This is a genomic window from Solirubrobacter soli DSM 22325, assembly GCF_000423665.1.
Lineage (GTDB): Bacteria > Actinomycetota > Thermoleophilia > Solirubrobacterales > Solirubrobacteraceae > Solirubrobacter > Solirubrobacter soli.
This window is the reverse complement of sequence record NZ_AUIK01000037.1, coordinates 26,538-39,325: the sequence shown is the minus strand read 5'-3', so window position 1 is coordinate 39,325 and position 12,788 is coordinate 26,538. Positions and strand designations below refer to the sequence as shown.

Genomic DNA, 12,788 nt, shown 5'->3' with positions numbered 1-12,788 from the left:
CGGAGCGCATGGGCGATGACCCGTCGGACCCCGTGTTCGCGACATGGGCGTCCGACGGGCGCGCATTCTCACGCGCCCCGGTCGACCTCGATCCCGCGGCCCGGCCGCCGGTACCCGCACGCGCGTTGGACGCTCGACGGGCGCCACAAGGCCCCGCCCCGCAGTGTCGGGACACCCTCGGCGTTGAGCGTGTCGGCGATCGCCTGCAGCGTCAGGCCCTGCGAGCGCATGCGACGAATCCGGGCCTGGAGCTCCGGAACGTCGGAGACCCGCCGGCGGGCGTGCGCCGGCGTGCTGGGAACGAGCGTGAGCGAGGGTGGGGAGGCCGGGCGGGCGTCCCAGGTGCCGACGTCGGCGACGGCCGTGATCGCGAGGCGGCCCGCCTCGGTCGACGTGTCCAACGCGAGGTCGACCGCGATCAGCGAGCGGCGATCGCCGTCGAACCACTTCAACAACGGCGCCAGGGAAGCGACGTCCGGCGACAGATCCTGCAGGCGGCCGACCACGAGGACGTCGGCCTCGTCGGCCTCCAACTGGGCGAGCGCCCAGGCTAGCGAGCGACGCTGCTCGTCGCCGTCGTGGACGAGCACGACGAGGTTGAGCCCGCGGTCCTCACAGAAGCGGCGGACCGCGGCGGCGCGATCGCGCGGGCGGTCTGAACCGGTGTGGATGTAGCCGATCGCGCGGCGGCCGTCACGGACGGGACGCCCGATCCGCAGCCGCGCGACCGCGAGCGCGACGCCGAGGACGGCGTAGAGGAGCGCGACCCACCACGGCGAGCCCGCGGCGGTGAACGCCGCCCCCGCCAGGCACATCACCGCAACGATCACGGCGCTCTGAAGCCGTACGCGCCGGACCGAACCGGCCGGAGCAGCTCCACGCATCACGCCCTCCTTCAGTCCTGCTTAGACCTACCAGAGGCGGGGTCGCAGATGCAACGGATTCAGCGGAAGAGGTCATCCTCCGGTCGTCGGACCAGGGCGGCGACGCCAGGCCCGTCTTCGGCGGTGACATGGCGTTGGAGCCCGCGGATGCGTACCGCGGGCTCGCGCGAGTTCTTGGCGCGCACGAGGTCGGCGGCCGCGGCCGCCTCGTCGGCGATCGCGATCACGGTGGCATGCATCTCACGGCCCGCGGTGTCCGGCAACCCCCGCCAATCCTCCAGCGGCCGCAGGCCGGCGATCCCGATCGCGATCTCGCACTGCCCCGCCCGCCACGCCCGCCCGAAGGAGTCGGTGATCACGACCGCGGGATGACCCGGAAGCGCGGCGCGCAACGCCCGAGCCGACGCGTCGGGGTCCAGCGGCAGCAGGATCAGCGTGTCCTCGTCACCGGCGTTCGACGCGTCGACGCCCGCGTTCGCGCACACGAACCCGTGCCGGGTCCGGCAGATGATCCGTCCCGCGTCGGCGCGCACGACCTCGGCGGACTCCGAGAGCACGACCTCGAGCGCCCGCGGGTCCTTGCCGTGCTCGGCGGCCAGCGCCAGCGCCCGCTCGCCCGGCGTCACGTCGGCCAGCGCCACGATCCGCCCCTCGGCCTTGGACACCACCTTGTGGGCGACACAGAGCACGTCGGTCGCGCGCCAGTCGCACGCTCCCGCGATCAGCGCCGCGAGATCGTCACCGGGCCGGATCTCCGGAAGGCCGGGGACCGCCTGCAGCTCAAGCAACCGCGGCGTCCTCGAGCACCCGCCGGGTGCGCACCGCACCTCCAGGACGGGCGGCCAGCGCCCGGCGCAACGCCGCGAGGTCGTCCGGCGTGTCGACGTCGAGCTCCAGCGAGCTCGCCTCGGCGACCACGAACGACGCGCCCGCCTCGGCGGCCAGCCGCTCGTGGCGCGCGAACGACCCCTCGCCGAACGCCGGCGCCATCACGTCGGGCGGCGTCAGCAGCAGCGAGTTCGTCCCCGTCCCGTGCCGGTCGGGCACGATCACCACGTCGCCCTGATGTGCGAGCAGGGCGGAGACCTCGGCCGGATCGAGCGCCGGGCAGTCGCCGGGCACGAGCAGCACCCGCTCGAAGCCCCGCTCCAGCGCGGTCGCGATCCCGCGCGCCGCGGCCGCCGACTGGCCCGCCTCGACCGGGTCGTGCACGATCACGACGTCCGTGCGCGCGCTCACGGCCTGCGCGGTGACGACGATCACGCCGTCCAGCTCCGGGACGGCATCCAGCGCGTCGAGCACGTCCGCGACCATCGCCGCCGCCAGCCCCGGGCGGTCGTCGAAGCCGCCCGTCAGCCGTTGCTTGGCACGGCCGAAGCTCTTCACCGGGAGGATCGCGACGGTCCGCATCCGCGATCTCACGCTAGCGCGGAGGCGAACTCGAGCACCTCGTGGGCGACCCGGCGCCGCGCGTCCGCGTCATTGAGCCCCACGTCGGTCTCCAACGTCGGGACGTGCTCGGACCGCTGATCGGCGACCAGCGCATCGATCAGCCCTTCGTAGTGGTCGACGATCCCGTCCGAGTCCAGCGTCCGGCCCGCCCAGCGCAGGCAGTCGGCCGTCGGCCCTTTCAGCACCGCGCCGCGCACGAGCGGCGAGACCGCCACGACCGGCGCCTTGGCCGCGTGCAGCTCGTGCTGCAGGACGGCGAGGATCGGGTCGATCGAGAGCACCGGGTTCGACGGGCCGATGATGATCGTGTCCGCCTCCTGCAGCGCCGCCACGGCCTCCGGAGCGGGCGCCGCTTCGCCGCGGTATTCGACGTCCTCGATCGGCCCCTGGGCGCGGTCGCGGATCATGAACTCCTGGAACGCCCGCTCGCGGCCGGCGGCGGTGATGAACGTCCGCAGCGGGTCGTCGGTGGGGACGAGCACCCGCGCCGGGACGCCGAACGCGCGCCGCAGGTCGTCGATCGCGGTCGTCAGCCGCGCCCCCGCCGCGAGCCGTCCCGCGCGGTGCAGGCCGATCGCCAGGTCGCGGTCGCCGAGGTTGAACCAGACGTCCTCACCGAGCGCGCGGAGCTGGTCCATCGCGGCGAACGTGTCGCCCGCGAGGCCCCAGCCGCGCTCGTCGATCGCGTCGGCGAGCCAGAAGGTCACGAGATCCGGGTCGGGGCTGACGTGCGCCCCATAGATCTCCAGGTCGTCGCCGGTGTTGGCGATGACGGTCAGTTCGGGGCCGAGCGCATCCAGCAGGCCGCGAGCGAGCTTCGCGCCTCCGGTACCCCCCGCGAGCAGGACGACGTGTGCCACAGCGGCGGGCAGGCTACTAACCTCAGCCCGCGCATGCGGCTCGCGCCTCTCACGACCCTCCGCCTCGGCGGGCCGGCGGGTCGGCTGATCGAGGCCCACAGCGAGGACGAGCTCGTCCAGGCGGTGCGCGACGGCGCCGACCTCGTCCTGGCCGGCGGCTCGAACGTCGTCATCGCCGACGACGGCGTCCCCGGCACCGTCGCGCTCGTCCGCACCCGCGGGGTGACCCACGCCGGCGGCCTGACGATCGTCGCCGCCGGCGAGCCCTGGGACGACGTGGTCGCGATGACGGTCGCCGAGGGCCTGCAGGGCTTCGAGTGCCTGTCCGGCATCCCCGGCTCGACCGGCGCGACGCCGATCCAGAACGTCGGCGCCTACGGGCAGGACGTCTCGGAGACCGTCGAGTGGGTGCGCGTCCACGATCGCGAGACCGACGCGGTCGTCACGCTGTCCGCCGCCGAGTGCGGCTTCGACTACCGCACGAGCATCTTCAAGCACCGCGACCGCTGGACGGTGCTCGCGGTCGCGTTCCGGCTGAACGAGTCACGGGTCTCGGGTCCGCTGCGCTACGCCGAGCTCGCCCGCACGCTCGGCGTCCCGGTGGGTGGCAGCGCGCCGCTGGACGAGGTCCGCGCGGCCGTGCTCGGGCTGCGCCGGGGGAAGGGGATGGTGATCGACCCGGCCGACCCCGACTCGGTCAGCGCCGGCTCGTTCTTCACCAACCCGATCCTGACCCACGAGGATTGGGCGAAGCTCCCGAACGCCCCCGCGTTCCCCGAGCCCGACGGCCGGATCAAGACGTCCGCTGCCTGGCTGATCGAACAGGCCGGGTTCACCCGTGGGTATGGGAACGGACGAATTGGCATCTCGACCAAGCACACGCTCGCGCTGGTCAATCGGGGGGAGGGCACGACGGGGGAGCTGGTGGCTCTGGCACGGGAGATCGCGGCCGGTGTCCAGGCCCGATTCGGGGTCGCGCTGGTGCCCGAGCCGGTGTTCGTGGGACACAAATGGTGAGTTGCAGGACTTGCGCACTTTTCCGCCCTGTGTTGGGTTAAGCGGTCTATGCGCCCCGTTCGCCTCCTCTTCGCCGCCGCGCTGACCGCGGCCGCGTGCGCCTGCGCCCCCGCGTGGGCCTCCGCCGCGCCGCCGGTCAACGACAACTATCTGTCCTCGCTCCTGGTCGATCAGGTCGAGTTCAAGACCACGGTGGACACGACCGAGGCGACGACGCAGCCGGACCTGTTCAACCCGAACCGCGACGGCCAGCCGCTCGGCGGGTACGTGGCCGAGCCGACGGACTGCAACGGCACGGCGTTCGGCAAGACGGTCTGGTACGACCTCGCGCCGCCGGTCGACGGCGGCGTGCAGATCCGCGCCAGCGGCACGGGCTTCACGCCCGTCATCGCGGTCTACGAGTACGGCGACGACTCGAAGATCATCCGCCGCGTCGACTGCACCCAGAACGCGTCCGTCGATGATCTCCTGCTCAACGTCCAGGGCAAGAAGAAGTACACGATCCAGGTGGGCGGGGCGGGCGGCGCCGGCGGCGCGCTGACGTTCCAGAGCGACTTCTTCCCCGACACCGACGGCGACGGCGTCCTCGACGACCAGCCGGACAAGTGCCCGAAGGTACCGGGCATCGAGCGCTTCGGCGGCTGCCCGCCGACGCTGAACGTCGTGCCGAGCATCGGCTTCGACGGCACCCCGGGCGGCGTCACGATCAAGCGCTTCGTCGTCGACCGCGTCCCGAAGGGCGCCAAGATCGTCGCCAAGTGCGCCGGCTGCGGCTCGCAGACGATCAAGGCCAATCGCTTCGGCCGCTTCACGCTCAGCAAGCTCATCGGCAAGAACGTGCGCGCCGGGACGAAGATCGAGCTCCGGGTCACGCTCGCCAAGACCGGCAAGGGGACCTACATCTACGGCGCGACCGGCAGCTACTTCGAGTGGCCCGTCCAGGCGGGCGGCCTCGGCCAGCGCAAGGCGGGCTGCCTGAACGTCAAGTCGAGCAAGATCGAGAAGTGCAAGTGAGGCTCCGGCCGGCGCTGATCGTGGCGCTGGCGAGCCTTGCGGTGGCGGCGCCGGCGGCCTCGGCGCAACTCGCTCCGCCGCCCACGGTGCTCGATTTCGAAGGTGCGCCCGACGGGGTCCTGGACAGCAATCTGTACGCCGGCGCGGGCGTGACGCTCGAGGCGCCGGACGACCTCGGCTTCTGCGGGGCGAGCCGCGTCACGGCCGCCGCCGCGGACCCGCAGTTCTGCGCGAGCGTGGCGCATCCTGGCATCGCCAGCGAACGGTCGCTGGACGTGGTCGGCGGCACGCTGCTGGTCCGCTTCGCGCAGCCGCAGGCGAGCGTCTCGATGTGGCTCTCGTCGGGCCAGACGCTGAACGTCGACGCCTTCTCCGGCGACCCGGGCACGAGCCCGCTGATCAGCTCGGCGCAGATCGCCAACTCGCAGCCGTTCGGTCGCGCCGCGGTGGTGCAGTCGGCGCTGGGGCGCGCCGACATCCGCTCCGTGCGTGTGCAGATCGTCAATTGCGGCGAGTGCTTCCCGGACTTCGGCGTGGACGACATCACGATCAGCCCGGTCGCCTCGCCCGACACCCAGATCCTCAGCGGGCCGGCCGTCGTCTCGCGGACGACCGACGCGAGCTTCCTGTTCGTCGGCAACCAGCCCGACAGCCGCTTCGACTGCTCGCTCGACGGTGCCGTCGCGGTGCCGTGCCGGGCGCCGTACGCGCTCTCCGGCCTCGCCGCCGGAGCGCATACGCTGACGGTCGGGATGCGTGACCGCTTCGGCACCCCCGACCCGACGCCCGCCGTCTACGCCTGGACGGTCGACCTCAGCCCGCTCCCGGCGCCGCCGCAGGCCGACACCGACGGCGACGGCGTGCCGGACGCCCGCGACAACTGCCCCTCGACCGCGAACGCGTCGCAGGCCGACGCGGACGGCGACGGCGTGGGTGACGCGTGCGAGATGGCCGAGCCCGGAAACGTCGAACCGATCACGGGCGAGCGCGTCGTCGCGACGGTGCTCAGCGGTGAGGTGTTCATCAAGCTGCCGCCGAGCTCGAACCGGACCTTCAAGCAGGCGCTGTCCGGGTTCGTGCCGCTGAAGGGCCAGGCGGCGCTGCCGATCGGGACCGTCGTCGACACCCGCAAGGGGCGCCTGTCGATGGAGTCCGCGGTCGACGGGCGCCGGATCGGCTCCGGTGGGCGCAGCCAGACGGCAACGCTGAGCGCGGGCATCTTCCAGATCCGCCAGCGCAGGGCCGCGCTCGGCTCGGCGGCCAAGGTCTCGACCGACCTGGTGCTCCAGAGCGCGCCTGGCGCCGAGGCGTCGTGCGTGAGCACGGCCGCGTCCGGCCCGATCAAGGGCCGCGGGAGCAACACGGTGCGCAGCCTGACGGCCTCGACGGTCAAGGGCCTGTGGCGCATCGTCGGCGAGGCGGGCATCAGCACCGCGACCGACGCGACGTGGGCGACCAAGGACCGCTGCGACGGCACCCGCACCGACGTCGGCAAAGGCACCGTGACGGTCCTCGACCGCCAGACGGACAAGACGGTCAAGGTCAAGGCCGGGCGCTCGTACCTGGTCAAGGCGAAGCTGTTCAGAGCGAGGCAAGACCGCTCATGAGGCTCCTGCTCGCGGCGCTGGTGGCGGCGGTCGTCCTGGCCGCCCCAGCCCGCGCGCAGACGCAAGCCCCGACCGTGGTCACGTTCGTCGACCCGGTTTCGCCGAACGACTATCCCGGCTGCGAGCAGGTGACCTCGGGCGGCCGCGACGGCGGCGCGTACCTGACCTGCCGCCCGTCGACGGGCATCAATCTCAGCTCGCCGCAACGGCTCGTCGAGTTCTTCGTCCGCGCGCCGGGCTCGGCGGCACTCACGATCACGCCGTGCGCGGCCACGGCCTGCGGCACCCCGCTGACGCGGGACCAGGACACGCCGGACTGGCTTCCGGTCCAGCTCGAGGACCCGAGCGCCGACATCGCCCGCGTCATGATCTCGGCCAGCGGCACCGAGGGCAGCGTCAACCTCGACGACGTCTCCTATTCGCCGTTCGACCAGCCGGACACGACCGTCAGCGCGGGTCCGCCGTTCGGCCTTTCGATCAACTCCACGCTCGGCGGGACCTTCACGTGCGCCATCGACGCGGACACGGCCGTGCCCTGCAGCCCGACGTTCTCCCCGGCCGGCTTCGCCCCGGGCACGCACGTGCTGCGGGTGACCGCGACCGACGTCTACGGGCGCCCCGACAAGTCGCCTGCGACGACGACGTTCACGGTCGCGTCGCCGGTCGCCGACCGCGATGGCGACGGCGTGCCCGACCTCACGGACAACTGTCCCGACAACGCCAACGCCAACCAGGCCGACGAGGACAAGGACGGCGTCGGCGACGCGTGCGACCTGCTGCCGCCCGGCGACGTCCCGCCGGCGCCGGGGAAGACCGCGCTCGTGCGCACGCTGTCCGGCGAGGTCTTCGTCAAGCTGCCCGGCCGCAGCCTCAAGCAGAACGGCGGCTTCGTCCCGCTCAAGGGCATCGCGTCGGTGCCGGTCGGCTCGACCGTCGACGCCCGCAAGGGCGAGCTGGAGATGAAGTCCGCGGCCAACGGCTTCGCCGCCTCCGACAAGCGCGCCAAGCAGCAGACCGCGCGCATCAAGGCGGGCATCTTCGCGATCCGGCAGAAGAAGGCCAAGAAGGGAAAGGCCAAGAGCGCGTCGATCTCGACCGACATCGGCCTGCTCTCGCCGCCCGGCGCCGAGGCCGCTTGCCAGAAGGGCCCGGCGAAGGGGATCGTGCGGTCGCTCTCGATGGTCGCCAAGGGTCTCTACACGGCCGTCGGCGGCGCCAGCACGGCGACCGCCCGCGACGCCACGTTCGCCACCACCGACCGCTGCGACGGCACGCTCACCGAGGTCGGCAAGGGCCGCGTGACTCTGGCGCTCAAGGGCTCCAAGAACAAGCCCGTCACCGTCAAGGCCGGCACCGCCTACTTCGTGAAGGCCAAGCTCTTCCGGATCAAGAAGCCCCGGTACTACTGAGCCACGCGCGCACGGCGCGCTGGAACGGCTCCGGGGTCTCCGAGAAGCCGAAGTGCCCGCTGTCGAGCTCGACCAGCTCGGCGCGCGGGATCGCGGCGGCGAGCGCGCGTCCCGCGGCCGGCGGGCAGACCCAGTCGTGGCGGCCGGTCACGACGAGCGTCGGCACGTCGATCCGTTCGAGGTCCGCCCGGACGTCGTAGGCGGGCGCGAGCCGCTGGAAGAAGTACGCGGCGATCTCGGCGTTGATCGTGCTCAGCGCCATCAGCCGCGGCGGGACGTCCTCATGGCCGGGAGCCGCGTAGAGCGGCAGCACGAGGCGGTCGAACGCCTCCAGGACCTCCAGCGAGAAGTCACCGCCGAACAGCCGGGCGGCGGCCGCGCCGGCCGCCTCGCCGCCGCGCTCGGCGGGACCGGGAGGGCCGGGCTCGCGACTCAGCGCGGCGGCCGTGTGGCACAGGATCAGCCCCGATGCGAGTCCCGGGTGGCGCAGCGCGAGCTGGAGCGCGACGAACCCGCCGGCGGAGTGGCCGAAGACCACGGGACGCTCGAAGGTCGCGCACAGCTCGGCGACGTCGTCGGCCATCTGCTCGAGCGTGCAGGACTCGACGGGCACCGGCGCCGAGCGGCCCTGCCCGCGCAGGTCGGGGAACACGAGCCGCGCGTCCTCCGCGAGCGGGAGCAGCCCGGGGCGCAGGTAGCCCTGGTCGAACCCCGGACCGCCGTGGAGCACGACGAGTGGCCTCCCGGCGCCTTCGGTGTCGACGTGGAGCTGGGTGTGGTTGACGGAGATCTCCATGCCACTGAGATGCGGCGCGGCTCACGAAAGTTCGAAAGAATCCGGGCATGGACGACGCGGCGCTCGCGCGGGCCGCGCAGGCCGGTGACGCGGCCGGCCTCGGCGCGCTGTTCGAGCGCCACCACGCGCGGCTGCACGCGATCGCGACCGGGATGCTCGGTCACGGCCCCGATGCCGAGGACGCGGTGCAGGACGCGATCCTGATCGCGCTGCGGCGGATCGGCGAGCTGCGCCAGCCCGGGGCCGTCGGCGGGTGGCTCGCGGCGATCCTCGTCAACGTCTGCCGCGCGCAGCGGCGCCGGCCGGCACGCGTGCTGCCGTTCTCGGAGCCGGGGTTCGACACGGTGCAGGACGCGATCGAGCGTGCGGCGCTGCGGGACTGGGTCTGGACCGCGCTCGAGCGCCTCCCGGAGTCACAGCGCGTGGCGGTCATGCTGCGCCACTTCTCGCGCGTGAGCGCCTACGAGGAGATCGCCGAGATCTGCGACGTCCCGGTCGGCACCGTCCGCAGTCGCCTGAACGCGGCGCGGACGCGCCTGGCGGGCGAGCTGCTGGCCACCGCCGCGGAGGCGTACACCGACCGCGAGCGTGTCCGCGGGTACGCACTGGCCGCCGGCGGCGCGCTGGCGGCGTTCCAGCGCAGCGGCGACACGCGGCTCCTGGACACGGCGTTCGCGCCCGACGTGGCGTTCCGGATGGCCGACCGGGTCGAGCGCCGCGGCCGCGCGCTGCTCGCCGCGGGCCTCTGGCGGGACTTCGACGACGGCGTGGTCGCCCACCCGCTCCGGGTGATCGGAGGCGAGCACGTGGCGATCACCGAACTCGTGCTGGAGAGCCCGGCCGACCAGCCGCTGCACTGCCCGCCCGCAGTCACCCAGGTCCACTGGCATGACGCCGGCCGGACGCACCGGCTGGTCTCGCACTACGCGCCCTTGAACACCGGCGCGCGACGCTCGGCCGCAGCCTGAACGCCCTCGCGGATGTCCTCCGAGCGGGCGCAGATCTCTTGCGCGGCGACCTCGAGCTCCAGCGTCGTCGAGAGCGCGGGGCGCGCGGAGGCGTCGATCAGGCGCTTCGCGAGCCCGACCGCGATCGGCGCGCACTGGAGCAGCTCGGCGACGAGCTCGTCGGCGTTGGGCGCAATCCGGTTCGCGAGCCCGAACCGCTCCGCGGTCGCCGCGTCGATCACCTTGCCGGTCATGATCAGCTCCTTGGCGCGGCCGACGCCGACGACCTGGGGGAGCCGCGACGAGCCGCCGACGTCGGGGACGAGCCCGAGCCGCGTCTCCGGCAGGCCGACCCACGCGTCCTCGGTCAGCACCCGCAGATCGCAGGCCAGCGCCAGCTCGAGCGCGCCGCCCAGGCAGACGCCGTGGATCTGGGCGACGACCGGCTTGGTCATCTCCTCGCACAGGTTCCACGCCTCCAGGCAGGCGCGGCGGAACGTGCGCAGCCGCTCGGGCTGCGTGCCGACGTCCGCGAGCGCCGCGACATCCATGCCGGCGCTGAACACCGGGCCGTTGCCGCGGATCACGACGCAGCGGACGGACGGGTCGTCGGCGGCCGCGCGCAGGGCGGCGCCGGTGGCGAGGATCAGGTCCGCGTTGAACGCGTTGCGCTTCTCGGGCCGGTTGAGGACGACGTGGCGGACCGCCCCGTGATCCTCGGTGATGACGAGGTCGGACACGCCTGTGAGCCTAATAGCCTGACTGCGGATGAGCTTCCGAGAGCTCCTGCGCCCGCCCGCGCACCGGGGACCGTTGATCGCCGCGGGCGCGGTCTGCCTCGGCGTGGGTCTCGCGCTCGAGGAGTTCCGGCTCTCCGACAAGCTGCCGGACGTCCTGCACATGGCGATCCTGCTCGCGGTCGGCGGGCTGATCTTCTGGCTGGGCGCGCAGGCGCCCAACGAGGGCGGCGTGCCGCCGGCGTACCAGTCGATCCTGCTCGTCACGGGCGCGTTCCTGCTGTACGCGGGGCTGCTGACGGCCGCCGACCTGCTCGGTGGGAACTTCGGTGACGACCCGCCGTCCGGCAGCCTGCTGTGGACCTCGCTGCTGCTCGGCGGCCTGCTGCTGTGGCCGGCGTTCGAGCGCAACAGCGCGATCAGCCTGTTGCTCGCCGCGATCCTCGGCGGTGTCGGGCTCCTGTCGGCCTGGAATGTCGTGTTCCACGCGTCGAGCGCAGCGCCCTACCGCTGGCTGCTCGCCGCGTACGCGGCGTTCCTGGTGCTCTCCGCGCTCGCCCTGCGCGAGCCGGCGCGCCGCCACGCCGAGGTGCTGATCGACGCGGGCGGGCTGGCGATCGCGGCGATCGGGGTCTCCGCCGTGACCGTGTTCGACCTCGGCGGCAGCTCGCTGCCAGGGCTGTGGGAGGTCGTGCTGCTCGGCGCGGGCTTCGGCCTGGTCGCCTTCGGCGCGTTGGACCGCTCGCCCGGGCCGGCGTACCTGGGTGTCGTCAACCTCGGCCTGTTCATCGTGGTCGTCGCCGACAGCGACGACGACACGCTCTTCTGGTGGCCGCTCGTGCTGATCGGGGTCGGCGCCGTGATGCTCCTCGCCGGCCTGCGCCCGCGCCGCCCCCTTCCGCCGGAGCCCGCACCGTACCGGGCGGGTGAGGCGCCGCTCGCCGCCCGCGCCGACGAGGACGAGATCGTGATCCGCGTGCGGGAGGACTAGGTCCAGGGCGCGGGGGAGACCCGTACGTGCCGCGCCGTGACCTCCTCCGGGGCGGTCACGCCGAGCAGTGCCAATGTGCGGTCGACCTCGACACGGAACCGGTCCAGGGTGGCCGCCAGCGCGTCCTCGCCGCCCGCGGCCAGCGCGAAGCACGCCGCCTTGCCGATCAGCACCGCGCGGGCCCCGAGCGCGAGCGCCTTGACCGCGTCGGTCCCGCGCTCGAAGCCGCCGTCGACCACGACCTCGGCACGGTCGCCGACCGCCTCGACGACCGGGCCGAGCAGCTCGATCGTCCCCGCCTGGTGGTCGAGCTGGCGCCCGCCGTGGTTGGAGACGATCAGCGCTCGGGCGCCCGCCTGGACCGCGAGCTGCGCGTCGTCGGGGTCGGTCACGCCCTTGACGATCAGCGGGAGCTCGGTCTGCTCGGCGATCCATCCGAGCTCGGCCCAGGTGAATTGCGCCTGCAGCTCGCGGCGGTCGTGGCCGGGCGCGATGTTCGGGCGGGCCTGGGCGGCGCCGCGGTCGAACCGGTTGCGCAGCTCGCGCTCGCGGACGCCGTCGACGGCGCTGTCGAGCGTCACGGTGAGGCCGCGGTAGCCGGCGGCCTCGACGCGGCGGATGATCTCGAGCGTCCAGCCGCGGTCCGAGCGCGTGTAGTGCTGGAAGAAGAGCGCCGCGTCGGTCTGCGCCACGGTCTCGAGGTCAGGCGTCGAGAGCAGCGAGACGAACGAGGCGGTGCCGGCCCTGGCCGCGGCGCGCGCCGCTCCCGCGGCACCGCTTTCGTCGAAGAGCCCGATCGTCCCGATCGGGGCGAGCATCACCGGCAGTGCGAGCTCGACGCCGAGGAACGTCGTGGTCGTGCGTCGCGTGGACACGTCACGGCCGACGCGGGGCCGCAGCAGCAGCGCGTCGAGCGCGGCGCGGTTGCGGCGGATCGTGGCCTCGGTCCCGGCACCGCCGCAGACGTAGTCCCAGAGCTCTGCGGGGAGGGCCGCGCGGGCGGCGTCGGCGAGCTCTGAGGCGGTGGTGAATGCGCTCATGGGGCCGCGATGGTAGGGGGCGATAAGGTCCGTG

General features: G+C 73.2%; 13 protein-coding genes. 6 read left to right on the top strand and 7 right to left on the bottom strand.

Annotated elements, in window-relative coordinates:
- Positions 1 to 68: 68 nt before the first annotated feature.
- The 4 genes from G569_RS0127470 to G569_RS51970 all read right to left on the bottom strand — a co-directional run bounded on the left by G569_RS0127470 (position 69) and on the right by G569_RS51970 (position 3,196).
- Positions 69 to 815, bottom strand: coding sequence for a recombinase family protein (locus tag G569_RS0127470; protein WP_028065814.1), 747 nt, complete (start codon positions 813 to 815; stop codon positions 69 to 71).
- Between the two features lie 128 nt (positions 816 to 943).
- The gene (cofE, locus tag G569_RS0127465; protein ID WP_028065813.1) at positions 944 to 1,672 is read right to left on the bottom strand and encodes a coenzyme F420-0:L-glutamate ligase; all 729 of its coding nucleotides are present in this window, start codon (positions 1,670 to 1,672) and stop codon (positions 944 to 946) included.
- Positions 1,665 to 2,294, bottom strand: coding sequence for a 2-phospho-L-lactate guanylyltransferase (cofC, locus tag G569_RS51975; protein WP_053227050.1), 630 nt, complete (start codon positions 2,292 to 2,294; stop codon positions 1,665 to 1,667). Before cofC ends, cofE begins: the two co-directional genes overlap by 8 nt.
- A gap of 8 nt (positions 2,295 to 2,302) precedes the next feature.
- Complete coding sequence (locus G569_RS51970) at positions 2,303 to 3,196, bottom strand: 2-phospho-L-lactate transferase CofD family protein (RefSeq protein ID WP_037499558.1); 894 nt, start codon at positions 3,194 to 3,196, stop codon at positions 2,303 to 2,305.
- Between G569_RS51970 and G569_RS0127450 the strand changes: the two genes are divergently transcribed.
- The 4 genes from G569_RS0127450 to G569_RS66480 are packed head-to-tail and all read left to right on the top strand — an operon-like array spanning position 3,188 to position 8,243.
- The gene (locus G569_RS0127450) at positions 3,188 to 4,213 is read left to right on the top strand and encodes a UDP-N-acetylmuramate dehydrogenase (protein WP_306765234.1); all 1,026 of its coding nucleotides are present in this window, start codon (positions 3,188 to 3,190) and stop codon (positions 4,211 to 4,213) included. The two genes, G569_RS51970 and G569_RS0127450, sit on opposite strands and share 9 nt — an antisense overlap.
- A gap of 48 nt (positions 4,214 to 4,261) precedes the next feature.
- Positions 4,262 to 5,227 (top strand): hypothetical protein, encoded by a 966-nt coding sequence (locus G569_RS0127445; RefSeq protein ID WP_028065811.1) that lies wholly within the window; start codon positions 4,262 to 4,264, stop codon positions 5,225 to 5,227.
- Positions 5,224 to 6,834: a thrombospondin type 3 repeat-containing protein gene (locus tag G569_RS66485; RefSeq protein ID WP_028065810.1), complete on the top strand. Its 1,611-nt coding sequence runs from the start codon at positions 5,224 to 5,226 to the stop codon at positions 6,832 to 6,834. The genes G569_RS0127445 and G569_RS66485 overlap by 4 nt, the downstream gene beginning before the upstream one ends.
- Entirely contained in the window at positions 6,831 to 8,243 is a 1,413-nt protein-coding gene (locus G569_RS66480) for a thrombospondin type 3 repeat-containing protein (RefSeq protein ID WP_028065809.1), read from the top strand. Before G569_RS66485 ends, G569_RS66480 begins: the two co-directional genes overlap by 4 nt.
- Here the strand turns inward: G569_RS66480 and G569_RS0127430 are convergent.
- On the bottom strand, positions 8,221 to 9,039 hold the full coding sequence (locus G569_RS0127430; protein WP_028065808.1) for an alpha/beta fold hydrolase: 819 nt from the start codon (positions 9,037 to 9,039) through the stop codon (positions 8,221 to 8,223). The genes G569_RS66480 and G569_RS0127430 overlap by 23 nt on opposite strands.
- A gap of 47 nt (positions 9,040 to 9,086) precedes the next feature.
- Between G569_RS0127430 and G569_RS0127425 the strand changes: the two genes are divergently transcribed.
- Positions 9,087 to 10,007 carry an RNA polymerase sigma factor gene (locus tag G569_RS0127425; RefSeq protein ID WP_028065807.1) on the top strand — a complete coding sequence of 307 codons (921 nt, stop codon included), beginning with the start codon at positions 9,087 to 9,089 and terminating at the stop codon, positions 10,005 to 10,007.
- On the opposite strand, the gene G569_RS0127420 is transcribed toward G569_RS0127425, so the two are convergent.
- Complete coding sequence (locus G569_RS0127420) at positions 9,962 to 10,726, bottom strand: enoyl-CoA hydratase/isomerase family protein (protein ID WP_053227049.1); 765 nt, start codon at positions 10,724 to 10,726, stop codon at positions 9,962 to 9,964. The genes G569_RS0127425 and G569_RS0127420 overlap by 46 nt on opposite strands.
- A gap of 28 nt (positions 10,727 to 10,754) precedes the next feature.
- On the opposite strand from G569_RS0127420, the gene G569_RS0127415 reads away from it, so the two are divergent.
- Positions 10,755 to 11,714 carry a hypothetical protein gene (locus G569_RS0127415; protein WP_028065805.1) on the top strand — a complete coding sequence of 320 codons (960 nt, stop codon included), beginning with the start codon at positions 10,755 to 10,757 and terminating at the stop codon, positions 11,712 to 11,714.
- Here G569_RS0127415 and G569_RS0127410 read toward each other — a convergent pair.
- The gene (locus G569_RS0127410; protein ID WP_028065804.1) at positions 11,711 to 12,754 is read right to left on the bottom strand and encodes an alpha-hydroxy acid oxidase; all 1,044 of its coding nucleotides are present in this window, start codon (positions 12,752 to 12,754) and stop codon (positions 11,711 to 11,713) included. The two genes, G569_RS0127415 and G569_RS0127410, sit on opposite strands and share 4 nt — an antisense overlap.
- Positions 12,755 to 12,788 lie beyond the last annotated feature (34 nt).

What these genes read in the sequence shown, in the direction of transcription:
- G569_RS0127470 (WP_028065814.1), bottom strand. Translation starts at nt 815, where the DNA reads ATGTGCCTGGCGGGGGCGGCGTTCACCGCCGCGGGCTCGCCGTGGTGG.
- cofC (WP_053227050.1), bottom strand. Translation starts at nt 2,294, where the DNA reads ATGCGGACCGTCGCGATCCTCCCGGTGAAGAGCTTCGGCCGTGCCAAG.
- G569_RS0127445 (WP_028065811.1), top strand. Translation starts at nt 4,262, where the DNA reads ATGCGCCCCGTTCGCCTCCTCTTCGCCGCCGCGCTGACCGCGGCCGCG.
- G569_RS66480 (WP_028065809.1), top strand. Translation starts at nt 6,831, where the DNA reads ATGAGGCTCCTGCTCGCGGCGCTGGTGGCGGCGGTCGTCCTGGCCGCC.
- G569_RS0127430 (WP_028065808.1), bottom strand. Translation starts at nt 9,039, where the DNA reads ATGGAGATCTCCGTCAACCACACCCAGCTCCACGTCGACACCGAAGGC.
- G569_RS0127425 (WP_028065807.1), top strand. Translation starts at nt 9,087, where the DNA reads ATGGACGACGCGGCGCTCGCGCGGGCCGCGCAGGCCGGTGACGCGGCC.
- G569_RS0127415 (WP_028065805.1), top strand. Translation starts at nt 10,755, where the DNA reads ATGAGCTTCCGAGAGCTCCTGCGCCCGCCCGCGCACCGGGGACCGTTG.
- G569_RS0127410 (WP_028065804.1), bottom strand. Translation starts at nt 12,754, where the DNA reads ATGAGCGCATTCACCACCGCCTCAGAGCTCGCCGACGCCGCCCGCGCG.